Here is a 26447-nt window from a genome sequence, read left to right on the forward strand (position 1 = left end):
ACTCCCAGACTTCCGGCGCCTTCGGGCTCATCGACCGCCCAGCAGCTTGCGCTTTCCAAGACCGGGCTCAGGGTTCCAGAGCCGTGGATGCTGGCGAGCCGGCGTGCCGAGTTCGCGGATCACCGCGTCGATGAACTTCTGGTTGCTCCAGCCTTCGCGTACGGCCGTCTCGAACACCACCATCGCCGCACGGGTGAAGTCGCCCTCGCCGCCACTCTCCCAGGCGTACTCGCTGTCCAGACACGCCGCGAAATGCGCGACGCCGCGTCCCGGGCTCGTCGAGCCAGCTCCATTGCCCTTCGTACCGCGTGTTGCCGAACTTCGTACGTCGAGGTAGCGCTTGACCGTCTCATCGTCGAAGCGCATGAGCCGTGGCCTCGACCCGTTGCTCGCGGCGCGCGCACGCGCGCGGCTGATGGTGCCGGAATGGCAGCAGTCCATGAACAACGTCAACGTGGCGCCGTCGGGCAACCCGCGCGTGATCTCGCGCACGTCGTCATCGATCAGCATCTGGCCCTTGCGGTAGTCGAACGGGACGAATGCCTCGTCGAAGCGTTCGTCTTCGTCGCCGCTCACGTCGGGGAGTTGTGCGCCATGCCCGGAGTACTGGAAGACCAGTTCGTCACCGCTGCGCGCATCGTCGACCAGTCGCTTCAATGCGCCCTGCATGGCATCGCGAGTCGCCTGTTTGTCGCGCAGGGGGCGAATCTCGAATCCGCTGCGTCCGAGCGCCTCGGCCCAGCGATTGCTGTCGTTGACGCAGCCCTGGAGCGGCTGGTCGGCATAGGCGTCGATGCCGATGCAGACAGCAATGCGACGACCACCACCGCCTGACGGCCGTGGCGGCGTCCTGCCGGAGGCGTCTTCTTCGGGCTCGGTATCGCCGCCGGCTTCGTCGTCGTCGCCGAAGCCGTCGCGGCCGTCGTCGGTGAACCTGTCGCCGCTTTCGCGGCCCGACATCCGTCGACAGCAGGGGCAGCCTCCGTCGTAGTCGTCATCGCCTGGCGGGATGATCGGTGCCGCGCGCGTCGCGTCCGTCAGGCCGCACGTGGCGAACGCCGAGGCCGGCGGGAACTGCATCGAAGCATTGGTGACCGTGCGCGGCACGCCGAGCACGCGCGCCAGCACCGAGACCATCGTTGCGGCATCGTTGTCGAAGCCGCCGTGCTGGAGCGCCTCCGTCTTCGGGTTCATCTGTGGCGAACCGCGCGGGGGCGAGAACTCGACCGCGATGGTTCCTGCGCTGGCACTGATCCGGTCGTCGTTCTTGCTCTTCAGCCCAAACAACGTTCGCAGCGTGGAGTCGTCGAGCAGGTCCTTCTGCAATCCGAGAATGCGACCCTTGTTGCGGTCGTCGCACGCCTCGCGGACGAAGTACAGCAGCGACTTGCGATAGATCTTCGCGCAGTTGTCGTCGCGTTCGGCGTCGTCGTTCATCGTGTACATGCACAGCTCGCGGATGGGCTTGTTCGCCCCGAGCAGCGGCTTGACGTCCTGGAGGAAGCGATCGGTTCGGATCGCGGGTGCGAGGTAGCTGAGCGTGCTGATCACGCGGCCTTGCGCGGTCAGCAGCGGGAGGAACTTCGACAGGAAGATCGGTCCGGTGCTGTGTCCGACGGCATGGAGCTGCGTGTTGGGGTACTTCGCAAGTACGGGCCCCAGCAGCTGCGCGAGTTGCCATGCTCCACCGGAACGCCCCTGGAACTGGGGCGGCAGTACGGGCTCGGACGCGTTGCCGGCGTCCAGTTTCATTTCGGCCCAGACACGCCGTGCGACAACCTGGGTGATGCCTTCCAGCAGCCAGTCGGTGATGTCGCTCAATCCCCGGGCACCACGAGGCGCCTTGCGCAGCGTTTCGAACAGCCCCGATTCCCAGATGAAGAAGATCGGGAATACGCCATTCCTGAGCCACCACGGCAGCACGGTCCTGGCGTAACAGATGGCACTGGCCTCATCGACGAGTCCGCCATGTGCGTAGAACAGCAGATGCGCGGGACGCTTCAGCTGTCCACAGGTCTCGAGGTAATCGACCAGGTGTCTCTCGACGATCGTTCGCGGCGTCACCGTGACGCTGTCGATGTCGCCGCTCTGGGACAACGCGCCCTTCGACAGGTTGATCGCGTGGCGGCGAAGCAGCGCATCGGCCGGCAGCGGCGCGCGGCGCGCGCCCTCGACACCCGGTCCGAGGTCGAGCCGCGCTGCGAGCGCCTCCTGCTCCTCGAGCATCCACTCCGCTTCGGGCACTTCGGCGGTATCGGGATCCTCGATGACATTGGGATCATCGGCCAGGCCATTGATCCCGCGAGTAGCCTGCGCATCGAACCAGCCGCGTACTTCGCCGGCGTCCAGCACCGCGTCGGACGCGTCCGATCGCTCCACGCCAGCGGTGCCTTTCAGCAATGCCGCGATTTCGCGCTGCATCACCGCCTTGTCCAGCGACGTGCCGGGACATGTCTTCGCATTGGTGAAGTCGCGATGGAAGCGCAGCGCCTTCTCGTCGAGTCCGGCGCTGCGCAGCACCGCAGCGATCACGCCGAGCACCGCTTGCCGCTGTGGACCGTCGAACGGATCGAGCCCTTTGTCGAAGTTGCCGATCACTTCGATCATGAACGGGCCCGCTGCCGCGGTGCCGTTGTGGCCCACCGCGCTGGCGGGCGGGGAATCCCACGATCGGCCGGTCCACAGCCCTCCGGCCGGATCGACCGTCAGGTGCTGGGCGATGTCGCTCCAGCCCTTGCTCATGTGGAAGGCGCGCATCGCCTCGATCGTCGCCTGACCGCGAAAATCCGCGCGCCGGGGGCGATCGGTGCAATGCAGGTGGAATTCCGTGATCTTCCGGTGGGGCTGCCGCCATTGCGCGAGCAGTCGCTCGAAATCAGCCAGCCCGATGCGACGTATCGTGGACATCCGTGTTCTCCCCTGGGGGTGGGGGGTGGACCCTGCCCTACCCTCAACGCCGGCCCCTGCGAACAACGGCCACGTGCGCGCCCGCCCTCTTCACATCCCCTTGCGCGCCGATCCGGATACTGCGCGCCGTTGTCCCACCCAGTGCGCTTCGTCGCAAGGCAGTTTCCGAGTGTTGCAGTCCCAGATGTCCTCCTCCGTCGCCGCGGTCGTTCCGCCCCGACCGGTCCGTTTTGCCGGCATTCTTGCCGAGCCACTAAGCACGGACACCATGCGCCAGCATCGCTCCTCGCCGCGACTCGCATGCGAGAGCGAGACGGATGCGTTTGACGACTTGCCGTACCGCCGCTGGCTGCAGTGGTCGGGCAACCTCTGAGCGCCTGCAGCGCCTCCATCTGATCTGACCGCTTGCATCCCACTGCGACTGGCGCATGCCGGTCGCCTGCGTGGATGCGTCCAAGTTTCCTGAATCCTTCCGCCGACCGTCGCGGTCGTCGTCCACCAGCGTGGACGTCGCGACGGCGTCATGTCGCTCGGCGACTCCTGTTCCTTCCGGTTTCCCACTCGAGGTTTTACCCCCATGAAGCGTTTCGTCCCTCTCCTCGCCCTGTTCGCGGCGCCCTTCTCTGCGCTTGCGGCCGATGGCATCAGCTACACGTACGTCGAAGGCGGCTATGCGGCCAGCAGCATCGACAACGGCGGCCCCGATGCCGATGGCTGGGCCGTCCGCGGTTCGGTCGCCGTCACCGACGACTTCCACGTGTACGGTGGTTACAGCGGGCAGAAGACCGACGATTTCGACAGCCCGGTCGGGCGCGTGAATGGCGTGGACGTGGACCAGTGGAATCTGGGCGCGGGCTATAACCACCAGATCAGCCCGCAACTCGACCTGCTCGCGCGCGCCGGCTACCAGAAGGCAGACACCGACGACGTGCGAATCGGCAGTGCCGACGTACTCGGCGTGGACCGCGACGGCTGGAACGTCGAGGCCGGCGTGCGCGGCGCGATGACGTCGTACCTGGAAGGCTACGCCCTGGCCGGTTACGAGGATTACGACAAGGCCGACGGTGAGTTCTATGCGCGACTGGGCGCGCAGGTCAAGTTCAACCAGACCTGGGGCATCAACGGTGAAGTGAAGTACGTGGACGACTACGTCGCCTACTTCGTGGGCCCGCGCATGAGCTTCTGACACAGCGCATCCACGATGTAATCCCACGCGGCCCGGCCCACATGGCCGGGTCGTGCGTATCCGGGTTCACGCCGCCGATTGCAGCTCCGAAACGGTCAAGTCCTCCAGCACCGGGCGCAGCGCTTCCAGCGTCCGGTCGAGGAGTTCGGCGACCTGCGCCTGCGGTGCGCCTGCCTCGCAGGCTTCTTCCAGCTCCTTCGCCCGTTCCGCCACTCCGCGCGCGCCGATGCATGCGGAGGTTCCGCGCAGGTCGTGCGCGAGTCGTCGCGGCGCTGTCGGATCGTCGGATCCGCACGCAGCTTCGAATGACGCGGCGAAGTCGCCGTAGTCCTTCAGGTATCCCAGCAGCAAGCGGTGATAAAGCGCGCTGTTGTGCCCGCAGGTCGCCAGGCCGACGTTGCGGTCGACGGTCGGCAGCGGCGCCGATGCCTCACCCTCTGCGCCAGGCTCGTCCAGAACGCCGCGGCGGTCGCAGGTTTCCATCCAGCGCGACATCGTCGCGAGCATTGCGTCCACGTCGATGGGCTTGGGGATGTGGTCGTTCATGCCCGCCGCAATCGCTTCATCGCGGTCATCCGCCATCGCACTGGCCGTCATCGCGATGATGGGAAGGTCGACGAGGCCCAGCCGACCACGGATCGCGCGAGCGGCGTCATAACCGTCCATCACGGGCATCTGGCAATCCATCAGCACGCCGTCGAAGAACGGATCGACTTCGAGCACGTCCAGCGCTTCCTGTCCGTTGCCGGCCCACACCACCTCCACACCCGCGCGGCGCAGCAGGTCCTGCGCGAGTTCGCGATTTATCTCGTTGTCCTCGACCAGCAACACGCGACTGCCGACCAGCGAGGTCGCCACGTTGCGTCGCCCTTTGGTCGCGGCCTCGCGTGGCGCGTCCACGGTGGGCTTGCCGAGCGCGGCCATGATGGTCTCCTGCAGCAACCACGGCATCACGGGCTTGCCGAGTGCGCGACCGATGGACACGCCACGTCGTTCGGCCTCCTCGCGCGCTTCCTCGGGATCGAACGCCGTCACCATGACCGTCGCGGGCATGTCATTCGCGATCGAGGCGATGCGACGGAGCGTCTCGATGCCGTCCATGCCGGGCATCTTCCAGTCCATCAGCACCACCTGGTACGGACGCCGCGTTGCGACGCTGCGCAGTGCCTCGTCACCGCTGGCCGCATCATCGACCTCCATCCCGAGCCCGTGCGCCATCGCGACCAGGGCCGCGCGCGTGGCCGGGTTGTCGTCGACGACGAGCGCCCGCAGCCCATGCAACGCACGCTGCTCGACGCGCTGCGGGGCTGCGCCCGTTTCCGTCGACAGCCGCACGTGCGCGTGGAACGTCGAGCCAACGCCCGGCGCGCTCTCGACCTCTATCCGCCCATCCATCAGTTCGGCCAAGCGCCTCGTGATCACCAGTCCGAGACCCGTGCCGCCGAAGCGGCGCGTGGTGGAGGCATCGCCCTGCATGAACGACTGGAACAGGCGACTCACCTGCTCTTCACTCATGCCGATGCCTTCGTCCTTCACCCACAGATGCAGCTCGATCCCGTCGTCGTCGAGCATGCGCGGCGGCTCGATTCCCATGACCACCGCACCACGCTCGCTGAACTTGATCGCGTTGTTGGTGAGGTTGAGAAGGATCTGGCCGAGTCGCAGGGGATCGCCGACGAATGCAACCGGCAGCTCTGCCGGCAGCTGGTACACCAGTTCCAGCCCCTTCTGCTCGGCGTTGAGCCCGGCCACGCTGCTCACGTGGTCGAGTACGTCGCGCAGGTCGAACGCAACCTGCTCCATCGCCATCTGGCCGGCCTCGATCTTCGAAAAGTCGAGGATGTCGTTGATGATGCCCAGCAGGTTTCCGCCCGAGCGGTGGATCTTCTCGACGTAGCCACGCTGCCGCGGATCCAGTTCCAACTGCAGGAGCAGGTAGCTCAGGCCGATGATCGCGTTCATCGGCGTGCGGATCTCGTGGCTCATGTTGGCGAGGAAATCGCTCTTCGCCCGCGTTGCGTCCTCAGCGAGGTCCTTGGCGCGCATCGTGGCTGCCTGCGCGGCCTTCTGTTCGGTGACGTCGATGAACCACGCGAGCACGCCAGGATCGCCGTCGGAGCCGATCGGCACGTACGAGGCGAGGATGTCGCGTTCGCGGCGATCGCGATCGTAGAGCTTCAATTCCACCGCCGATAGCGTGGAGTTCGTCGCCAGGTGCTCGCGGATGCGATCGCGATCGCTCGGATCGACGTATATCCGGGTCGGGTCGTCGCCCACGTTCAGGCCGAACGTATCGACGAACTTGGGATTGGCGAAGCGGAGTTCGTCCGCGTTGGCCACGCCCACGCACACCGGACTGCGATCGAGGATGTAGCGCAGGCGTTCCTCGCTGCGCTGCACTGCGCTTTCCATCGCGCGGCGTTCGCTGACATCGCGGACCGAAGCGCAGACGCAGGTGCCCTGCCCCTCCATCTCCGGCAGGAACGACAGCCCGATCTCCACCGAAAACTCGCTTCCATCCTTGCGCACACCGCGCAGGTCGAGGATGTCGCGCCCCATCTGGCGACTGACTCCCTGCGCCATGAACGCACGGCGAAGCTCGACATGCCGCGCGGCAATGTCGGCCGGGACGAGGCGCTCGACGCTGGCACCGACGAGTTCGTCCCGTTCGTAGCCGAAGATCGTTTCGAGCTTCGGATTTCCCATCAGGATGCGACCATCCGGATCGACGATCATCATGCCGTCGGGCGCCGATTCGATGATGCCGCGATACCACGCCTTCGTCGCGTTGATCGTCTTCTGCTGGGCTTCGAGCGCGACGGTCTGTTCCTTCAGGCTCGCCGCCTGCCGTGCCGTGAGCTCCTGCTGCTCGCGACTTTCGTCGAGCAGTTGTCGCGTGCGCATCGTGCGGTCGAGGATTTCCAGGTTGACCGCGAGGATCGGCAGGATCTCGTCGACGAGTTCGCGCTGTGCCGGGCCCAGTGGTGAGACGGTGGCGAGTTCGATCACGCCGAGCAGCCGCTTGCGCAGCACCAGGGGCAGCACGAGCAGCTGCGCAGCGGCGGTCGATCCGAGCGCGGATGACACACGCAGGTAATCCGGCGGCGGTGGCGTCAGTTCGACGGCTTTGCGGTCGATTCCGCACTGCCCTGCCAATCCCTCCCCGAACGTCAGGCGCTGCGGCGCGCCGGCATCCGCATGGCCGCCCAGCCGCGTCAGCACGCCCTCGGGCTGGTGCGCGTAGAGCACGCCACGGCCGACGCCGATCAGCGGCGAGACGACGGAGAAGAACCGGCTCGCCAGCTCCGTCGCGTCGGAGGCGGACTGCAGTTCCCTCAGGATCGCGGCCACCTGCGTCTTCACCCATCGCTGCGACGCGGTCTGGCGTGCCTGCGCCTGCATGGTGCGGATGGCGCGGGCCAGGTCACCGGTTTCGTTCGGGTACTCCGTGTACGGAATGGTGGACCCCAGGTCACCGTTGCTGAGAGAGTCCAGCGCCTGACGCAGACCATCGGCGGGCCGGCGTATCGAGCGGCTGATCAACGCGCCGAACAACAGGCCCGCGACGAGCCCGGCGGCGAGCAACGCGATGGTCATGCGCACGCCGTCGTGGTAGCCGGCATCGGCGAGCGCGACTTCGCGGTCGGCACCCTCGCGCTTGCCGGACGCCACGCGCGCCAGCGCCTCGCGCGACTGCGTCGCGCTGCGCTGGAATCCCGGTGCGGCCAAGCGCGCAACCGCGCCCGTCCTGTCGCCACGCACGGGCTCGCGCACGAGCAGGGCGATCGATATGGCCTGACTGCGGTAATCGGCGAAGGCAAGATCGAATTCGCGCAGGCTCCCGCGCGTGTCGTCGCGGTAGATCAGCGGGCGCGCGAGTTCGATCTCCCTGCGCAGAACCGTGTCGGATTCCGCGAACAACCGCAGTGCCTCTTCGCGCGGCGCCGCCTCGTCCGCCATCACCGCCTGCCGCAGGTACTGGCCCATGTCGGCCAGCGCGGCGCGCGCGGATTCGACGTGCAGCAACCCGACCAGGTCTTTGTCGTACAAGCGGCCGATCCGGTCCATCTGCTGCCGGTTCATCGCCAGGTTGTAGAGGCCCAGCAGCACGACCAGCAGCAGGATCCCGCCGAAACCGAGTTGCAGTCTCCGCGCCAGCGGCAGTCTTTCAAGTCGTTCGCGTAGCCCGGGCATGCGGATTTCCTCCCATCCGTGCCGGCCTGTCAGGCGAGTGCGCCCGGTGCCGTGCGGGACGCTTCGCCGGCGAAGTGCTGGGTGATCGCCTCGAACTTGTCTCCGAGCGCCACGAATGCGTCGACCACGTCCGGGTCGAAGTCGATCCCGCTGCGCTCGTGGATGAACGCAGCGGCCTGTTCGTGCGGCATCCCGGCCTTGTATGCGCGCCGGCTCGTCAACGCGTCGTACACATCGGCGATGGCCATCAACCGCGCCGACACCGGAATCTCGTCGCCGCTGGTTCCCTGCGGATAGCCGCTGCCATTCCAGCGCTCGTGATGTCCGTAGGCGAGTTCCTTGGCGATGCGCAGGAATGGCACGTCTATGCCGAGTTCGTCTTCGGCGCGCTGCAGGGCATCGCGACCTTTCGCCGGATGCGCCTTCATCACCTCATACTCCTCGGCGGTGAGGCGTCCCGGCTTGCGCAGGATCTGGTCGGGAATGCCGATCTTGCCGATATCGTGCAGCGGCGCCGAACGTACCAGCAGCTCCACGGTGGCGTCGTCGAGGTGGCGGACGAACCGCGGATGCATCTTCAGCTGCTGCGCCAGTGCGCGCATGAAATGCTGCGTGCGGCGGCTATGGCTGCCGGTCTCGTCGTCGCGCGTGTCGGCCAGCGAGGTGAGTGCGAGGATCGCGACATCCTGCGCGCGGACCATGTCCTGTGTTCGACGCGACACTTCGCGTTCGAGGAATGTTTCGCGATCGCGCTGCAGATCGATCGCTTCCTTGGCGCGCAGGTGCGATGCGACGCGCGTACCCAGGACCAGTGGATGCACCGGCTTGGTGATGTAGTCAACGGCGCCCAGTTCGAGACCATGCGCCTGGTCCTCGACGCGTTCGAGCGTGGTGAGGAAGATCACCGGTACCTCACGCGTGGCCGGCTTCTCCTTCAGCCAGCGGCACACTTCGAAACCGCTGTGGCCGGGCATCACCACGTCGAGCAGGATGAGGTCAGGCGTCTCCTCCCGCAGCAGTTCCATCGCCGCACTCCCATCGGCGGCGGTGAGCACGCGATAGGTCGGCTCGAGCATGTCCTGGAGGATGATGCGGATGGCCGGGGTGTCGTCCACGACCAGTACCGTCGGTTTTCCGAACCGGATGCCACCCATTTCGCTCTCCGTGGAGAACCGGGGGCGCAAGGCGAGCCCCATGTCGAACGGATGCTGCTCCCGCCCCGTCAAGGAGGCGTGAAACCGACCGAAACGCAATGGTCGCCGCGGCGGTTCGTCGCATTCAGATATTCCAGCATCGGATAACTGGAATCAGGCGAATAAATTGGATCAATGGTTATCGCCGGCGCATTCTTCACGCACACCCACCGAGGAGCCGGACATGCCGAAGGCCTCTCCACCGTGACGACCAGAACCTGATGCGCGATTTCAGCTGAGCGTGACTGCCAGCACCGCACCCGATTCCCCTTCCCTTCTCAATACCTCGATCTGCCGCGGCAACCGCGGCTGGACAAGGTCATCTCATCCCGAGGAAACCGCAATGACTACCGAAACACTCTTCTCCCCCGCCCGTCTGGGCGCGATCGACGTCGCGAACCGCATCGTCATGGCGCCGCTGACGCGTTCGCGCGCCGGCGCCGACGGTGTGCACACGCCACTGGGCATCGAGTACTACCGCCAGCGCGCTTCGGCGGGTCTCATCATCACCGAAGCCACCAACATTTCGCGCCAGGGTCGCGGTTACGCGTACACGCCCGGCATCTACACCGATGCACAGGCCGAGGCATGGTCGCGGGTCACCGACGCCGTCCACGCCGAGGGCGGCAGGATCGTCATGCAGCTCTGGCACGTGGGCCGCATGTCGCACGTGAGCCTGCAGGAAGACGGCATCGCGCCGGTGCGCCGTCGGCGATCCGTGCAGGCGGCAACGTCTTCACCGAGAACGGATTCGAAGCGCCGTCCATGCCGCGTGCGCTTGAACTGGACGAAATCGCCGCTGTTCTCGAGGACTATCGCCATGCGGCGCGTCTTGCGAAGCAGGCGGGTTTCGACGGCGTCGAAGTGCACGCAGCCAACGGCTACCTGCTGGAACAGTTCCTGCGCGACAGCACCAACCACCGCGACGATCGCTACGGCGGGTCGATCGAGAACCGCGCGCGATTCCCCATCGAAGTGGTCGAAGCCGTCGCCGGCGTGTGGGGCGCGGACCGCGTGGGCCTGCGTCTTTCGCCGCTGTCAACGGCCGTCGGCGATACCCCGCTCGACAGCACGACGCCTGAGACGTACGGATATCTGGCGCGCCGGCTCGGCGAGATGAACCTCGCGTACCTCCACAACGTGGAAGGGCAGCTGCACAGCGACAACTCCACCGAAGCCTACGACGTGCGGGCGCTGCGCGCTGCGTTCGGCGGGACGTACATCGCCAACAACGGTTACGACCGGCGATCGGCCATCGATGCGGTGGATTCGGGCCGCGCCGACATGATCGCCTTCGGCAAGCCCTTCATCGGCAATCCTGACCTGGTCGAACGACTGCGCACGAATGCACCGTTGTTCGAAGCGCCCGCCTCGGCCTTCTTCGGTGGCGGCGCCGAAGGTTATACGTACTTCGCGAACGCGCCCGCGCTCGCCAGCGCCGCCTGACCCCGTTCCGCGCCGCGCCATCGTGCGCGGCGCGGTCATGCCGGGAACAGGATCAGCGTCCGCGCTGGATCTCGCGCGCGACTTCGCCGATCAGGGTGCGAAGCCACTGGTGTGCGGGGTCATGTCGATACCGCACATGCCACGCCATTTCCACCGGGAACGTGCCCAGGTCCACGGGCGCGGGCATGACCTTCAGGCGCGGATCGTCCGCGAGGCGACGACAGATCAGGCTGGGCAGCGTCGCGCAGTAGTCGGTCACGGCGATCATCTCGGGGATCGCGAGGAAATGCGTCACCGAGACCGCGACCTCACGCCGCACGCCCTGCCGTTCCAGCGCCTGGAACAGGCCGACGCGCAGCCGCCCCGGCGGCAGCACGTTCACGTGCTTGAGCTGTTCGTACTGCTGCTTCGACATCCGCTTGTTCACTCGCGGATGATCGGCGCGGACGACGCAGGCCAGGCCATCGTCCATCAGGTGCTGCACGACGAGGTTGTCCGGTGGATCGACCACGCGGCCGATCACCATCGCCGTCGCACCTGAGATGACGCCGGTCTCGGCCAGGTCCGTGCCGAACGGCGTGAGGCGAAGGCGGATGCCAGGCGCGTGCTCGCGCAGCCGCGCGACGATGGCCGGTACGAGGACGAATTCGACGTAGCTGTTCGGTGCGATCGTGAACAGCCGTTCCGCCTTGGCGGGGTCGAAGCCCTGCTGCCCCAATATCAACGCATCCAGGCTCGCCAACGCCGACGCGATCGTCGGCGCAAGTTCCTCCGCCTTTTGCGTCGGCTGCATGCCGTAGCGTTCGCGGATGAACAGCGGGTCCTGCAGCATGTCGCGCAGGCGTGCAAGCGCGTTCGAAAGCGCAGGTTGCGTGATGCCAAGTCGTTCGGCCGCGCGCGTCACGCTGCGCTCTTCCATCAGCGCGAGGAACACCGGCAGCAGGTTGAGGTCATAACGCATCCAGTCATGTTGGCACGGAATGACTGATCAGCCGTGCATCAACACGATGAATGGAGCTGGCCGGCAGGCGGCCGGCGTTTCCTTCGGGTCACGCCCGTTGCGGAAGCGTCCAGTCGGGGCGGATGAAGTGGCAGGTGTAGCCTTCCGGATAGCGCTCCAGATAGTCCTGGTGCTCAGGTTCGGCTTCCCAGAACGGACCCACGGGCGCGATCTCGGTGACCACCTTGCCCGGCCACAGACCCGACGCGTCGACATCCTTCACAGTCTCTTCGGCCGTGTGCTTCTGCACCTCGTCGGCGTAGTAGATGGCCGAGCGATAGCTGGTACCGAGGTCGTTGCCCTGGCGGTTCTTCGTGGTCGGATCGTGGATCTGGAAGAAGAACTCGAGCACGCGTCGATACGACAGCACCGCCGGATCGAACACGATCTCGATCGCTTCGGCGTGCGTGCCGTGGTTGCGGTATGTCGCGTTGGCCACGTCGCCGCCCGAGTAGCCCACGCGCGTGGACACGACGCCGGGAATGCGGCGGATCAGGTCCTGCATGCCCCAGAAGCAGCCGCCGGCGAGGATGGCGGTTTCGGTGTTCGCAGTCATGTGGTGTGTCTCCGATGGTGTCGGATGAGGTGGCGACGGAGCGTGCCGGGTTCAAGTGGCCTCGGCCGCGCCCGCCGTTCGCGCGTTGCGCCGCAGCGCCTGCGGCGGCTGGCCGAACGCACGCAGGAACGCACGGCGCATGCGTTCGGGATCGTTGAAACCGGTTTCGGTGGCGACTTCATCGATGGAGTGACGGCTTTGCTCGATCATCACGCGCGCGGCCTCGATGCGCAGGTGCTCAACGGCCTTCGCCGGCGACTGCCCCGTCTCGGCACGAAACGCGCGGCTGAACTGGCGTGGGCTCAGGTGCGCGGCGTCGGCGAGTTCCTCGACCGTCAGCGGCGCCTGCAGGTTGCGCCGTGCGTAGGCAAGCGCGCTCTGGATGCGGTCGGACTTCGGATCGAGTTCCAGCAGCGCGGAATGCTGCGACTGCCCGCCCGCGCGACGGTGATAGACGACCAGCTTCTGCGCGACGTTGCGCGCCAGCTCCGCGCCGAAATCCTTCTCGATCATGCCCAGCGCCAGGTCGATGCCCGCACTCATGCCGGCCGACGTCCAGATCGGGCCGTCGATGATGAAGATGCGGTCGTCCTCGACGTGGGCTTCGGGAAACTGCTGCTTGAGGGCGCGCGAGTGGAACCAGTGCGTGGTCACGCGCCGGCCTTCGAGCAGCCCGGCTTCACCGAGCAGGAAAGCGCCGGTGCATACCGCCGCGGTGCGGCGCGTGGAGCTCGCGGCCTTGCGGATCGCACGGATCAGTGCGGGACTCGTCGGTTCCGGATACAGCAGGCCGGTGACGATCAGCGTGTCGAGCTTCTGCCGCGCCAGCGGGCGCGTTTCGATCGACACGCCGAACGAACTGGCGACGGGACCGCCCTGCTCCGACAACAGGCGGATGTCGTACAGGCGTTCGCTGGTGGCGGTGTTGGCCAGTTCGAACGCGGACGCGGCGGCGATGCCCATGATCTGGAAGCCGGGAGGTGCGACGAAGCCGATGGTGAGCATGACGCGATCTCCTCGTTTCCGGCCTGTCAGGCTATGGCTTGAAAGGAGGTATATACGACATTTACGCCATTCGCCAGTGCGCCTAGATTCTGCTCCAGCCCGGCGTCCCCACCGGGTTTTCGGAGCCCTCACATGAACACCCGCATTCACAAAGGCACCGCGCTGGTCACTGGCGCCTCCTCCGGCATCGGTGCGATCTACGCCGATCGCCTCGCCCGTTCAGGCTATGACTTGATTCTGGTCGCCCGTCGCGCCGACAAACTGCGTTCGCTGGCCGAGGAACTCACCACGCGCACCGGCCGCTCGGTCGAAACGGTGTCGGCCGATCTCACTCGCGCGGACGATCTCGCCCGGGTCGAGAACCTCCTGCGCACCGACGCCAGCATCACCCTGCTGGTCAACAACGCCGGTGTCGGCGCGACCGCACCGCTGTTGCAGTCCGACGTGGCCGAGATGGAACGCATGATCACGCTGAACGTGAACGTGCTCACGCGTCTGGCGTATGCCGTCGCGCCCGCGTTCGTCGCGCGCGGTGCGGGCACCATCGTCAACATCGCCTCGATCGTCGCGCTGCAGCCCGAGCTGCTCAACGGCGTGTACGGCGGAAGCAAGGCGTACGTGCTCGCGTTCTCGCAGTCGCTGCAGCACGAACTGGCCGACAAGGGCGTGCGCGTGCAGGCCGTGCTGCCGGGCGCGACCGCGACCGCGTTCTGGGACGTTGCGGGCCTGCCGGTGGAACATCTGCCGGGTGAGATCGTGATGTCCGCCGAAGACATGGTCGATGCCGCGCTCGCCGGGCTCGAACAGGGCGAACAGGTGACCATCCCCGCCCTGCCCGACATCGCCGACTGGAACGCGTTCGAGGACGCACGCAAGGCGCTGCAGCCGGGCCTGTCTCGCGCGAACCCCGCTTCGCGTTACGCGGTGTCGCAGGACGCCTGATCGCCACACTCCGCGCCGGCGTCGAACCACGACGCCGGCGCGCCTTCATGCACCACTGCGCGCGCCGCATCACCCGGCTCTAACCGCCGCGGCGCGACCATCGTCCGCCCGTCATCGGCATCGGTGGAGCATCGGCATGAAGAAGATCCTCATGGTTCTCACGTCGCACGACCGGCTCGGCGACACCGGCGAGAAGACCGGGTTCTGGCTCGAGGAATTCGCCGCGCCGTACTACGTATTCACCGACGCCGGCGCCGACATCACCGTGGCCTCGCCCAAGGGCGGGCAGCCGCCGATCGATCCCAAGAGCGACGATCCCGCCAACCAGACGCCCGCACAGGACCGCTTCAAGGCGGACGCCGCCGCACAGAAGGTGCTGGCCAACACGCGACGCCTCGATTCGGTGTCCGCGAAGGATTACGACGCAGTGTTCTATCCGGGCGGGCATGGCCCCCTGTGGGACCTGGCCGAGGATCCCGCGTCGATCCGGCTCATCGAGGACGTGTACGACGCAGGCAAACCGGTGGCTGCCGTGTGCCATGCGCCGGGTGTGCTGCGCCATGTGAAGCACCAGGGACAGCCGCTGGTGAAGGGCAAGCGTGTCACCGGCTTCACCAACAGCGAGGAAGAGGCGGTGAAACTGACCAAGGTCGTGCCGTTCCTGGTCGAGGACGAACTCAAGCGCCTGGGCGGATCGTACGAGAAGGCCGCCGACTGGCAGAGCTTCGCGATCACCGACGGCCGCCTGGTCACCGGGCAGAACCCGGCATCGTCGGAGGCGACGGCGAAGGCGTTACTCGCTCTGCTGGGCTGACCGCGTGCCACCGTCCCGGCGCGGACCGGTTTGTATCGGAATGTACCAACCGGTCCCGGCGCCACGTTTCCCGACAAAAGCACCCGAAACCCGACACCTGCGCGATACCTGCGAAGCCTGGAATGGCGGCACCGGAAATCACCGCCGCACTGAGGTTTCGCCATGTCGCTCGTTCCTTCCCGGACCCCGCCCGCCCGATTGATGTCGCGCGTCGATGGCGTGGGCCACTGGCTCTCGCCGCTCGGCCTGCGCGCCCTGCTGGCCTGGGAGTTCTTCGAAGCCGGTCGCGAGAAGCTGCACGGCGACAACTGGTTCGCCGACCTCGGCGACAAGTTCCCACTGCCGTTCTCGCTGCTGAGCCCCGGCGTCAATTGGACGCTCGCCACCTGGCTTGAACTGATCGGCGCGCTCGCGCTGCTGCTCGGCCTGGGCACGCGTTACGCCGCGGCTGCGCTGTGGGTACTGACGGTGGTCGCGATCTACGCCGTCCACTGGCCGTCCGACTGGTCGAGCCTGTCCGAGCTGTGGCAGGGCTATGCGATCACCAACGACGGGTTCGGCAACTACAAGCTTCCGCTGATCTACCTGCTGATGCTGCTGCCGCTGATGCTCAACGGCGCGGGTCGCTTCAGCCTCGATCACCTGATCGTGTCGACCCGTCGCGCGCAGACCACCACGTCCGCCGACGGCACTGCGTGGGGCGTGGTGCTGGCCGCGATCGGCGTGACCGTCTCGCTGCTGCTGCCGTGGGCCGGCGCCGTGCTGGCGATGGCCGGCATCGCACTGCTGACCTGGCCGCGTCGCCCCATCCTCGCGACGTCTTGATCCGCGACACCTCGAATCCCGACCTAATCGCGCCGCGTGCGCGGCGCTTCAACCCGCACGGACGAACCGTGCACCACTGGAGAAATGCAATGACCCGCAACAACACCCGCAACACCGCTGGCATGCTCGGCCTCGCGCTCGCTGGCCTCGTCCTGAGCGGCTCCGCTTTCGCCATGCAGCCGCTCGCACAGGGTTACATGCTCGCCGCGAGCCACTCCGCCGGCGAAGGCAAGTGCGGTGAAGGCAAGTGCGGCGCGAGCGAAGGCAAGGTCGCGAAGGCGACGGCTTCGTCGAAGACCGCCGAAGGCAAGTGCGGCGAAGGCAACTGCGGCGACGCGCGCTTCAGCAAGACCGACAGCAACGACGACGGCAAGGTCTCGAAGGCCGAGTACCTGGCGGTCGTGCCGGATGGCCGCGGCTGGACCGACAAGGACGCGAACGGCGATGGCTTCATCTCCGAGCGCGAGGCCTACGAATACACCAAGGCGCGCTACGAAGCCAACGGCAAGAAGCTGCCGAAGGACACCTTCGCCGCTTTCCCCGAGTAATCCGCACCGTTCCCTTGCGCCCCCCTTTGCTCCCTCTCCCCCGAAAGGGGGGCGCCCTTTTCTTCCGAGGATTCCGCATGCGCTCCATCGATTCCCCCACCTCCGCCGGGCTCGGCCTGCGTCGCGGGCTGCTGCCGGAGCTGCTGTCGATGGACGACGGCGCGGTGGATTTCCTCGAACTCGCGCCGGACAACTGGATCGGCGTCGGTGGCAAGTTCGGCGAAGCGCTGGCGCAGTTGTCGTCGCGTTTCCCGATCAGCGCGCACGGCCTGTCGCTGTCGCTGGGCGGGACCGAACCGCTCGACATGGACCTGCTGCGGCGCACGCGCGAGTTCAACGAACGTTATGAGGTGGTGCTCTACAGCGAGCACCTGAGCTACACCTCCGACGACGGCCAGCTGTACGACCTGATGCCGATCCCGTTCACCGACGAGGCCGTGCGCCACGTCGCCGCGCGTATCCGCCAGGTGCAGGACGTGCTCGGTCGCCGCATCGCGGTGGAGAACGTCTCGTACTACGCCGCGCCGTACCAGGCGCTGGCGGAGATCGATTTCATCAATGCGGTGCTCGCCGAAGCCGACACCGACCTGCTGCTGGACGTGAACAACCTGTACGTCAACGCGATCAACCACGGCTACGACGCGCATGCGTTCCTCGCGCGACTGCCGGCGGAGCGGATCGCCTCGTACCACATCGCCGGACATTTCGACGAGGACATCGACCTGAAGGTCGACACCCACGGCGCGCCGGTGAAGGACGATGTGTGGTCGCTGCTGGCCGCGGCCTACCGCCGTTTCGGCGTGCGCCCGACGCTGCTGGAACGCGACTTCAATTTCCCGCCACTGCACGAGCTGCTGGCCGAGACCGGCCGCATCCGCTCGATGCAGGCCGCGTACACCGACCGTCAGCGGCTGCTGGAGATGATCGATGCTTGAGACCCTTCGCCAACAACAGTTCGCCCTCGCCCGCCACCTGCGCGATCCGTCCGTGAACGCGCCGCCACCGGGCATCGAGGAACGCCGCCTGCGCGTGTACCGCGAGTTGTTCTTCAACGCCATCGAAAGCCTGCTCTCGACCGGATTCCCGGTTGCGCGCGAGACGCTAGGCGATGCCGCGTGGAAGGCGCTCGTGCGTCGCTTCTACGCGCAGCACCGCAGCCGCACGCCGCTGTTCCCGCAGATCGCCGGCGAGTTCGTCGCGTGGCTGGACACGCAGCCCGACGATGGCGGGATCCCAGCGTGGCTGCCGGATCTCGCGCATTACGAGTGGATCGAGCAGGCGCTGTTCGTCAGCGATGAGCAGCCGTTGGAATTCGACCCGCACGGCGACCTTCTCGACGGCGTGCCGCTGCTCTCGCCGCTGGCGATGCCGCTGGCGTATCGCTGGCCGGTGACGGACATCGGCCCCGGCCATGCGCCGGCAACGCTGCCCGAATCGGCGACGACGCTGCTGGTGCACCGCGATGCGGCGCACCAGGTGCGGTTCGCGCGGATCGCTCCGCTGGCGTACGAACTGCTCGTTTCGCTGCGCACACACGCGCGGACCGGCCGCGAACACCTCACCGCGCTCGCCGCGGACATCGGCGCCGATGCGACCGAACTGCAGGCATACGGCATCGAACTGCTCGAGCAACTGCGCGCGCAGCGGATCGTGCTGGGCGCCGCAATCGTGCCGCCGGCGTGAGCGCCACTGTCTTATCCCTTCTGTGTCGTCGCCGGCCGTCGTGCCGGTAATCGCAGGCCCCGGCGCAGGCATTGCGCCACTCCCCCGCAACTCCCCCACTGGAAGAACAAACCCCATGTCCCTCGAAACCGTCATCTACACCGCCCATACCCACGTCACCGGAGGCCGCGAAGGCACCGGTCGCTCCAGCGACGGCGCCATCGACGTCAAGCTGAGCACGCCCGGTTCCAACAAGCCCGGCACCAACCCGGAGCAGCTGTTCGGCATCGGCTATTCGGCGTGCTTCATCGGCGCGATCCAGTTCGCCGCCGCTGACCGCAAGGTGCGCCTGCCGGAAGGCTTCTCGGTCGACGCCGACGTCGCGCTGGGCAAGATCGCCACCGGCGAGTACCAGCTGGCCGTGACCCTGAAGGTCAACCTGCCCGGCCTGGACGAGGCGCTGAAGCGCGAGCTCGTCGACGCCGCCCACCAGACCTGCCCGTACTCGCGCATGACGCGCGGCAACGTGGACGTGGCGTTCGCAATCGCGTGAGGACACCGGAATGATCCGCAACCTCCTCGCTCTCGCGCTGCTCGGCGCGGCCGGTTTCGCACCGGCCGCGCAGGCCTCGCGCGCGGATGCGCCGACCGTGGTGCTGGTGCACGGCGCGTTCGCCGACGCATCCAGCTGGAACAAGGTCGTCCCCGTGCTCGAACGCTGGGGCGTGCACGCGGTGACCGTCGACGCGCCGCTGACCTCACTCGCCGACGACGTCGCCGCCACGCGTCGCGCCATCGATGCGGCGCCGGGCAAGGTGGTGCTGGTCGGTCACTCCTGGGGCGGCACGGTCATCACCCAGGCCGGCGCCGACGACAAGGTCAGTGCGCTGGTCTACGTCGCGGCGTTCGCGCCGGATGTCGGCGAGAACACCGCAGACCAGGGCAAGGGCTTCCCTGCCCCGCCCGGCCTGGCGCAACTGCAGGAACGCGACCAGCGCCTGTGGCTGAGCGAAACCGGCGTGCGCGACGACTTCGCGCCCGACCTGTCCGCGAAGGCGATCGCGCAGGTGTTCGATGCGCAGCGTCCGATCCGTGCCAGCGCCTTCGCCGACACCGTCACCCAGGCGGCGTGGCACGGCAGGCCGAGCTGGTACCTCGTCTCGCGCGAGGACCGGATGATCGCGCCGCAGCTGCAGACCGCCACAGCGCGACGTATCGGCGCGGAAATCCAATCCGTCGGCGCCGGCCACGTGTCGCCCCTGTCCAGTCCGACACAGGTCGCATGGGCGATCCTCGAGGCCGCCGGCGTCAAGCAACACGAACCCGCTCCCCACGAAGGAGGCTGAACCATGTGGAAGTCGATACTCGTCGCGTTGTGCATGGGGCTGGCGACGGTCGCGTGCAGCGCCGACACGCGCGCCGGCAATACCGCGCCGGTGCCTGCACCGGAATTCACCGGCATCGGACGCTGGTTCAACGGGCCGCCGCAGACGTTGGCCGCGCTCAAGGGCAAGGTGGTGCTGGTGGAGTTCTGGACCTACGCCTGCATCAACTGCATCCACGTGCTGCCATACGTGAAGCAGTGGCATGAACGCTATGCCGACGACGGCCTGGTGGTGATCGGCGTGCACTCGCCGGAATACGACGAGGAGCACGATCCGGCCAACGTGCGCGCGGCGATCGCGCGCCACGGCATCCGCTATCCGGTCGCGCAGGACAACGCCTTCCGCACCTGGAACGCCTACGGCAACCGGTTCTGGCCCGCCTTGTACCTGATCGACCGCGAGGGCCGGATCGTCTACCGCCACTACGGCGAAGGCGATTACGAGGTCACCGAACAGCGCATCCGCCAGCTGCTGGCCGCACCCTGATCGCCGCCGCTTCGCGCGCCCGGTGGCACAATCGGCGGGCAGCACCGGCCTTGCCTGGAGACGCATGGAACACGTGGACCACATCCTGGTCGTCGACGACGACCGCGAGATCCGGCAGATGGTCGCCGACTACCTGCAGAAGAACGGCCTGCGCGCGAGCACGGCCGCCGACGGCCGCGAAATGCGGGCGATCCTCGACACGAATGCGGTGGACCTGGTCGTGCTCGACCTGATGATGCCCGGCGAGGACGGGCTGACCATCGCGCGCAACCTGCGTGCCGGCAAGCACCGTGCGGTGCCGGTGGTGATGCTGACCGCGCGCGACGACCAGACCGACCGCATCGTCGGCCTCGAAATGGGCGCCGACGACTACGTCACCAAGCCCTTCGCTCCGCGCGAGTTGCTGGCGCGGATCAAGGCGGTGATCCGCCGCACCCGCATGCTTCCACCGAACCTGCAGGTCAGCGAAGCGAGCCGCCACATCGCCTTCGGTCACTGGCGGCTCGACACGACGGCGCGCCACCTGCTCGATCCCGACGGCACCGTGGTCGCATTGAGCGGCGCGGAATTCCGCCTGCTGCGCGTGTTCCTCGACCATCCCAACCGCGTGCTCAACCGCGACCAGCTGCTCAGCCTGACCCAGGGTCGCGATGCGGAAGCGTTCGACCGCTCCATCGACCTGCTCGTGAGCCGGCTGCGCCAGCGCCTGCAGGACGATGCGCGCGAACAGAGCTACATCAAGACCGTGCGCAGCGAAGGCTACGTCTTCAGCATGTCGGTGACGCTGGTGGGCGAGGACGAATGAGCACGCATGCGCGCGGCCGTTCGCGCTGGCTGCCGGCGACCATCGCGTCCCGCCTGTACCTGATCCTGTTCAGCGGCCTGCTGATCGCGCACGGGCTGTCGTTCGGGATGCTCTTCTACGAGCGCTACGAAGCGGCGACCTCGATGCTGATGAGCAACCTCGAACAGGACGTGGTGGTCGCGGTGAACCTGCTCGACCGCCTGCCGCCTGAGGAACGCGCGCACTGGCTGCCGATGCTGCGCCGGCGCACGTTCCATTACCTGTTGGGCGAAGGACAGGACGGTCCCCCGCCCTCCACGCACACCGCGCGCGAGATGACCGCGATGATCGCGGACACGCTGGGCCCGCGTTATCCGATCCGCGCCACCATGCTCTCCACCGAACCGGAGCGCTTCCAGGTGCACCTGCGCCTGCGCGACGGCAGTCCGATGGTGGTGGAGGTGCAGCCGTCGATCATGCCGCTGGCGAAGTGGCTGCCGTATGTGCTGGCGATCCAGCTCGGTCTGCTGGTGCTGTGCACCTGGGGCGCCGTGCGGCTGGCGACGCGCCCGCTGCAGCGCCTCGCCGAGGCCGCCGACACGCTGAACCCGGCCGGCGACGGCGAACGCCTGCGCGAAGGCGGTCCCACCGAAGTCGCGCGCGCGGTCGGCGCATTCAACGCCATGCAGGACCGCATCGCCCAGTACATGCGGGAGCGCCTGCAGATCCTCGCGGCGATCTCACACGACCTGCAGACGCCGATCACGCGCATGCGCCTGCGCGCGGACGCAATGGACGAATCTCCCGAGCGCGACAAGATGATCGACGACCTCGGCCAGATGCAGCACCTGGTGCGCGAAGGCATCGCGTACGCACGCAGCGCGCACGGCGCCTCGGAGCCGGCGGCGCGGATCGACCTCAACGCCTTCCTGGAAAGCCTGGTCTACGACTACCTCGACACCGGGCAACAGGTGGCGTTGTCGGGTCGCGCGCGCGCGCCAGTGGTGACGCGCCCACACGCACTGCGGCGGATCGTCGCGAACCTGCTCGACAACGCGATCAAGTACGCCGGAGCGGCGGAGCTCGATGTCGCCGAGGACGCGTCCGGCGTGCAGGTGCGGATCGCCGATCGTGGGCCGGGCATTCCACAGGACGAACTGGCCAAGGTGCTGGAACCGTTCTACCGGCTGGAGAGTTCGCGCAACCGGGACACGGGCGGGACCGGTCTGGGACTGGCGATCGCACAGCAGCTCGTCGACTCTATCGGCGCCACGCTGACGCTGCGCAACCGCGACGGCGGCGGGCTGGAGGCGATCGTGCATCTGCCGGCCGGCGGCGCGGGCGTCGCGACCTAGCCCTTCACGATCGCCGGGAATCAGGCACGCTATAACGTCACCGCGCCCGCCGCCCCGGCGGATCGTACGAGGAACCTGTGCTCATCGATTCAGCATCCTGCGCCCCGCCCGCTTCCGCCATTCACGGGCGAACGGTATGAGCCAGCCTGCTGAACACGCTGCTGCCGGTGAACGCGCCGGCCACGACAGCGTCGTCTCCGAACGCGAGGCGCGCCTGCGCTACATCCTCGATGCAGGCCGCGTCGGCGCGTGGCAGCTCGACGTGGCCGGGCCGGACCTGCAGTGTTCGGCGACCTGCAAGGCGCATTTCGGGCGCGGCGCGGACGACGGATTCGGCTTCGAGGACTGGAAGGCGTCGATCCTCCCGGCCGACTGGCCGATGGTGAAGGAAACCTCGCAGCGTGCCATCGACGGTGCGACGGAGTTCGCCCTCGAATATCGCGTGCGTTGGCCCGACCGCACCTGGCACTGGATCGAGACGCGCGGCCGTATCGACAACGACGGCAACGGCCCGACGCGGCTGTCCGGGGTGACCCTGGACATCACCGGGCGCAAGCATGCCGAGCAACTCGCGCACGAGCAGTCGCGCCTGCTGGAGATGATCGCCACGGGCACGGCGCGTGACACGTGCCTGCAGGCGCTGGCCGAAGCGGCCACGCGTCTGGAACCGGGCGCGCGCGCCTGTGTGATCCAGGCCGAGCCGGGCGGAACGCGCATCGCCGACGTGCACACGGCCGGCCTGCCGCGCTCGTTCGCGGACACGCTGCGCGGCCTGCCGCTGGAGCACATCACTCCGTGCATGGACCTTGCCGCGGACGCGGCGTTGTCGCCCGTGCTGCGCGAGCTGTGCATCCGCAACAACATCCATTCGTTGCACTGCGCGCCGGTGAAGGGACACGACGGCCGCGCGACTGGCTTCTTCGTCCTGGCCCTGACCGATGCGCGTGAGGCCGACGCTTGGTTGCAGCGCATTTGCGACTTCGGCGGCAACGTCGCCCGCATCGCGATCGAGCGCGAACGCACCGAATCGGTGATGCGCGACAGCGAGGCCCAGCTTGCCGACGACCTGGCCAATACCAGCCTGCTGCAGGAAATCAGTGCGGAGATCGTCGCCGAGCCCGACGATCACCAGCTGTACCTGAAGATCCTCGACGCCGCCAGCATCCTCATGCATTCGCAGTTCGCGAGCATGCAGGCGCTGATCGGGCGCGACGGGCGCCACGAACTGCACCTGCTCGCCCATCGCGGCTTCAGCGCGCAGGCGGCCGAGCACTGGACTCGCGTACGCCTGGACAGCGACACCACCTGTGGCGTCGCACTACGCGAACAGCACCGCATCGTCATGTCGGACGTGATGGCCGACGTCGACGATCCGCTCGAACGCGAGATGTTCGCGCATTGCGGGATCCGTTCCGTGCAAAGCACGCCGTTGCGTACCCGCGGTGGACGTCTCATCGGCATGCTGTCCACGCACTGGTCCGCGGCTTACACACCGAGCCAGCGCGAACTGGACCTGATGGACGTGCTCGCGCGACTCGCGTCCGACCTTCTGGAACGTCGCCTTGCCGAAGCGGCGCTGCAGGAATCGCAGGCATTCGCCGACCGCCAGCACCGCCTGTACGAGGCCATCCTCACCCACACGCCCGACCTGGCCTACGTCTTCGACCTGCAACATCGTTTCATCTATGCCAACGACATGCTCCTGCGCATGTGGGGCCGGAGCTGGGACGAGGCCATCGGCAAAACCTGCCTGGAACTGGGCTACGAGCCCTGGCACGCGCAGATGCACGACCGCGAGATCGAGCAGGTGATCGCGACGAAGCGCCCCATACGCGGCGAAGTGCCGTTCAACGGGACGTTCGGCCGGCGCATGTACGACTACATCTTCGTTCCGGTGATCAATGCCGACGGCGAGGTCGAGGCCATCGCCGGCACCACGCGGGACGTGACCGAGCGCCGCGCGAACGAGGAAATCCTGCGCAACCACAGCGCGCAGGTCGAAGCGCTGCTCGACGCCGCGCCGCTGGGCATCTATCTCGTGGACGCGGATTTCCGCCTGCGCCAGGTCAATCCGATCGCGCGTCCCGCCATCGGCGACTGGGTGGGACGCGATTTCGGCGAAGCGCTGCGCGCGTTGTACGGCATCGCTGCCGGCAACGATCTGGCACGGACCATCCGCCACACACTGGATACCGGCGAGCCGTACGTCGCCCTCGAACAGCCCGAGCCTCCCAAGGAATCCGGCGGCAGCGACTACTACGACTGGCGCATCCACCGCATCGTGCTTCCGGACGGAAACCACGGCGTCGTCTGCTACTACCACAACGTCACCGCGCAGGTACTGGCACGTCGCGCCATCGAACTGAGCCGCGATACGCTGCGAGAGGAAGACGCGCGCAAGGATGAGTTCCTCACCACACTCGGCCACGAACTGCGCAATCCACTCGGCCCGCTCAGCAACTGCCTGCAGATACTTCGCCTGCGAGATACCGACGACGAGGAAGGCCGGCGCCTGCGCGGCATGATGGAGCGCCAGCTCGCGCAGCTGATCCGGCTCGTCGACGACCTGCTGGAGGTGTCGCGCATCACCAGCGGCAAGATCGAGCTGCGTCGCGTCCCGATCGACCTGCGCTCGGTGATCGCCACCGCGGTGGAGACCGCGCATCCGCTGATCGAACGCGCCGGCCATTTCCTGCACCTGTCGGTCGGACCGGAACCGCTGATGCTCAACGCCGATCCGGTGCGGTTGGCGCAGGTGTTTTCCAATCTGCTCAACAACGCTGCCAAGTACACGCCGGCCGGCGGACGCATCGACGTGGAAGCGACGCAGGAAGACGGTCAGGTGCGGATCTGCGTGCGCGACAACGGCATCGGCCTGCCCCCGGACATGCGCGAACGCGTATTCGAACGTTTCACCCAGAGCGAACACAGCCGACGGCATTCGCAGGGCGGCCTCGGCATCGGCCTCACCATCGTGCGCAGCCTGGTCGCCATGCACGGCGGCACGGTGGCCGCGCTCAGCGAAGGCATCGGTCGCGGCAGCGAGTTCGTGGTCTACCTGCCGCTGATGGCCGCGCCTTCGCTGCCCGAAGGCACGGCCAGGCCGGCACCGGCGGTGCATCCGGGACGCTCGGTCCTGGTGGTCGACGACAACAGCGAGAACGCGGACTCGCTGGCGGAATTCCTGCGCTGCCTCAACCACGACGTGCGCATCTGCTACGACGGCGCGAGCGCGGTGGCGGCGGTGCGCGAACGCGTCCCGGACGTGGTGCTGATCGACCTGGGCATGCCCGGCATGGACGGCTTCGAGGCCTGCCGGACCCTGCGCGCCCTGCCCGAGGGCACGCGCATCCGCATCATCGCGGTCACCGGCTGGGGCCAGGCATCGGATATCCAGCGCACCGCGCAGGCGGGCTTCGACGCGCACATGGTCAAGCCGGTCGATCCGGACGCGCTGCTCGTGCAACTGGATGCGTGCCCGCCGGCCGTGCGCCCCTGATCAGATCGCGCGGGCGACCCGCAGCAGTTCGGGAACATGGTCGAAGAACTCGTCCGGCGCGGCCGCGCGCAGGACGTCCGGGTGCGCATAGCCCCACCCCACGGCACCGAATGCGACACCGGCACGACGCGCGCCCTCGGCATCGCTGAGCTGGTCGCCGATGTAGATCGCATGCGCGGCCTGCGTGTGCGCCCGCCCGAGCATCCGCGCGATGCGCCGGTGCTTGCCGAGCATGTGTGCGCCGCCGTCGATGGATTCGATGAGGGCGGACAGTTCTTCGCCCAGCGTCCTGCGCACGTTGTCTTCGGAATTCGAGGTCAGGATCATCACCCGCACGCCGCAATCGCGCAGTTGCCGCAAGGTGCCGGCGACGCCTTCGAACAACGGCACGGGCGGTGCCTCGCGCATCATGCGGATGAAGTCCGCGACCACGATCGGCATCTTCCACGACGGGAAATCGACCCGGCGCATGATCTCGCGCGGACCGAGCCGGCGCATCTCGTCGATCCGTCCCTCTTCGATCGCCGCGAACCCGTGCCGGCGCGCGAGCGCCACCTGCGCTTCCACGAAGAACGGGAACGAGTCGGCCAGCGTGCCGTCGAAGTCGAAGATCGCGAGCGGATACTTCATGGCGACATCATGCACGATGCCGCCGGGAGC

20 protein-coding genes and 1 pseudogene are annotated in these 26447 nt (G+C 67.3%); 14 read left to right on the forward strand and 7 right to left on the reverse strand.

The features are described 5' to 3' along the window. Positions 1-27 precede the first annotated feature (27 nt). On the reverse strand, positions 28-2907 hold the full coding sequence (locus FOF45_RS15870; RefSeq protein ID WP_158986543.1) for a caspase family protein: 2880 nt from the start codon (positions 2905-2907) through the stop codon (positions 28-30). A gap of 577 nt (positions 2908-3484) precedes the next feature. Here FOF45_RS15870 and FOF45_RS15875 point away from each other — a divergent pair. Then, a complete protein-coding gene (locus tag FOF45_RS15875) occupies positions 3485-4093 on the forward strand; it encodes an outer membrane beta-barrel protein (RefSeq protein ID WP_158986545.1) in 609 nt (202 codons plus the stop codon). A gap of 66 nt (positions 4094-4159) precedes the next feature. Here the strand turns inward: FOF45_RS15875 and FOF45_RS15880 are convergent, their stop codons facing one another. Both FOF45_RS15880 and FOF45_RS15885 read right to left on the reverse strand, forming a co-directional pair. Further along, positions 4160-8287: a response regulator gene (locus FOF45_RS15880; RefSeq protein WP_158986547.1), complete on the reverse strand. Its 4128-nt coding sequence runs from the start codon at positions 8285-8287 to the stop codon at positions 4160-4162. 29 nt (positions 8288-8316) lie between these two features. Continuing rightward, the gene (locus FOF45_RS15885; RefSeq protein ID WP_158986549.1) at positions 8317-9441 is read right to left on the reverse strand and encodes an HD domain-containing phosphohydrolase; all 1125 of its coding nucleotides are present in this window, start codon (positions 9439-9441) and stop codon (positions 8317-8319) included. 382 nt (positions 9442-9823) lie between these two features. On the opposite strand from FOF45_RS15885, the pseudogene FOF45_RS15890 reads away from it, so the two are divergent. Beyond that, a pseudogene (locus tag FOF45_RS15890) lies at positions 9824-10926 on the forward strand (alkene reductase). A gap of 52 nt (positions 10927-10978) precedes the next feature. Here the strand turns inward: FOF45_RS15890 and FOF45_RS15895 are convergent. The 3 genes from FOF45_RS15895 to FOF45_RS15905 form a co-directional block, all read right to left on the reverse strand. After that, complete coding sequence (locus FOF45_RS15895; protein ID WP_158986551.1) at positions 10979-11887, reverse strand: LysR family transcriptional regulator; 909 nt, start codon at positions 11885-11887, stop codon at positions 10979-10981. Positions 11888-11975: 88 nt separating this feature from the next. Continuing rightward, positions 11976-12482, reverse strand: coding sequence for a peptide-methionine (S)-S-oxide reductase MsrA (msrA, locus tag FOF45_RS15900; protein ID WP_158986553.1), 507 nt, complete (start codon positions 12480-12482; stop codon positions 11976-11978). Positions 12483-12533: 51 nt separating this feature from the next. Next, a complete protein-coding gene (locus FOF45_RS15905) occupies positions 12534-13487 on the reverse strand; it encodes a GlxA family transcriptional regulator (protein ID WP_158986556.1) in 954 nt (317 codons plus the stop codon). 132 nt (positions 13488-13619) lie between these two features. On the opposite strand from FOF45_RS15905, the gene FOF45_RS15910 reads away from it, so the two are divergent. The 12 genes from FOF45_RS15910 to FOF45_RS18540 all read left to right on the forward strand — a co-directional run bounded on the left by FOF45_RS15910 (position 13620) and on the right by FOF45_RS18540 (position 25787). After that, positions 13620-14429 (forward strand): SDR family NAD(P)-dependent oxidoreductase, encoded by an 810-nt coding sequence (locus tag FOF45_RS15910; protein ID WP_158986558.1) that lies wholly within the window; start codon positions 13620-13622, stop codon positions 14427-14429. Positions 14430-14565: 136 nt separating this feature from the next. Then, positions 14566-15243, forward strand: coding sequence for a type 1 glutamine amidotransferase domain-containing protein (locus FOF45_RS15915; protein WP_158986560.1), 678 nt, complete (start codon positions 14566-14568; stop codon positions 15241-15243). A gap of 201 nt (positions 15244-15444) precedes the next feature. Next, entirely contained in the window at positions 15445-16068 is a 624-nt protein-coding gene (locus tag FOF45_RS15920) for an HvfX family Cu-binding RiPP maturation protein (RefSeq protein ID WP_158986562.1), read from the forward strand. Positions 16069-16157: 89 nt separating this feature from the next. Continuing rightward, positions 16158-16616 carry an HvfA family oxazolone/thioamide-modified RiPP metallophore gene (locus FOF45_RS15925; RefSeq protein WP_158986564.1) on the forward strand — a complete coding sequence of 153 codons (459 nt, stop codon included), beginning with the start codon at positions 16158-16160 and terminating at the stop codon, positions 16614-16616. A gap of 77 nt (positions 16617-16693) precedes the next feature. Next, positions 16694-17551 carry an HvfB family MNIO-type RiPP peptide maturase gene (locus tag FOF45_RS15930; protein ID WP_158986566.1) on the forward strand — a complete coding sequence of 286 codons (858 nt, stop codon included), beginning with the start codon at positions 16694-16696 and terminating at the stop codon, positions 17549-17551. Further along, complete coding sequence (locus FOF45_RS15935) at positions 17544-18299, forward strand: HvfC family RiPP maturation protein (RefSeq protein ID WP_158986568.1); 756 nt, start codon at positions 17544-17546, stop codon at positions 18297-18299. The genes FOF45_RS15930 and FOF45_RS15935 overlap by 8 nt, the downstream gene beginning before the upstream one ends. 115 nt (positions 18300-18414) lie before the next feature. Next, a complete protein-coding gene (locus FOF45_RS15940; RefSeq protein WP_158986570.1) occupies positions 18415-18831 on the forward strand; it encodes an organic hydroperoxide resistance protein in 417 nt (138 codons plus the stop codon). Between the two features lie 10 nt (positions 18832-18841). Further along, the gene (locus FOF45_RS15945; RefSeq protein WP_158986572.1) at positions 18842-19624 is read left to right on the forward strand and encodes an alpha/beta fold hydrolase; all 783 of its coding nucleotides are present in this window, start codon (positions 18842-18844) and stop codon (positions 19622-19624) included. A 3-nt stretch (positions 19625-19627) separates the two neighbouring features. Beyond that, positions 19628-20149: a redoxin family protein gene (locus FOF45_RS15950; RefSeq protein ID WP_158986574.1), complete on the forward strand. Its 522-nt coding sequence runs from the start codon at positions 19628-19630 to the stop codon at positions 20147-20149. A gap of 64 nt (positions 20150-20213) precedes the next feature. Beyond that, on the forward strand, positions 20214-20954 hold the full coding sequence (locus FOF45_RS15955) for a response regulator (protein ID WP_158986576.1): 741 nt from the start codon (positions 20214-20216) through the stop codon (positions 20952-20954). Further along, positions 20951-22288: an ATP-binding protein gene (locus FOF45_RS15960; RefSeq protein WP_158986578.1), complete on the forward strand. Its 1338-nt coding sequence runs from the start codon at positions 20951-20953 to the stop codon at positions 22286-22288. The genes FOF45_RS15955 and FOF45_RS15960 overlap by 4 nt, the downstream gene beginning before the upstream one ends. 136 nt (positions 22289-22424) lie before the next feature. Then, positions 22425-25787, forward strand: a complete 3363-nt coding sequence (locus FOF45_RS18540; protein ID WP_158986580.1) for an ATP-binding protein — start codon at positions 22425-22427, stop codon at positions 25785-25787. Here FOF45_RS18540 and FOF45_RS15970 read toward each other — a convergent pair whose 3' ends face one another. After that, positions 25788-26417: an HAD hydrolase-like protein gene (locus FOF45_RS15970; RefSeq protein ID WP_158986582.1), complete on the reverse strand. Its 630-nt coding sequence runs from the start codon at positions 26415-26417 to the stop codon at positions 25788-25790. It lies immediately after the preceding gene. Between the last annotated feature and the right edge of the window lie 30 nt (positions 26418-26447).

Source organism: Lysobacter panacisoli, assembly GCF_009765165.1.
Taxonomy (GTDB): domain Bacteria; phylum Pseudomonadota; class Gammaproteobacteria; order Xanthomonadales; family Xanthomonadaceae; genus Lysobacter_J; species Lysobacter_J panacisoli.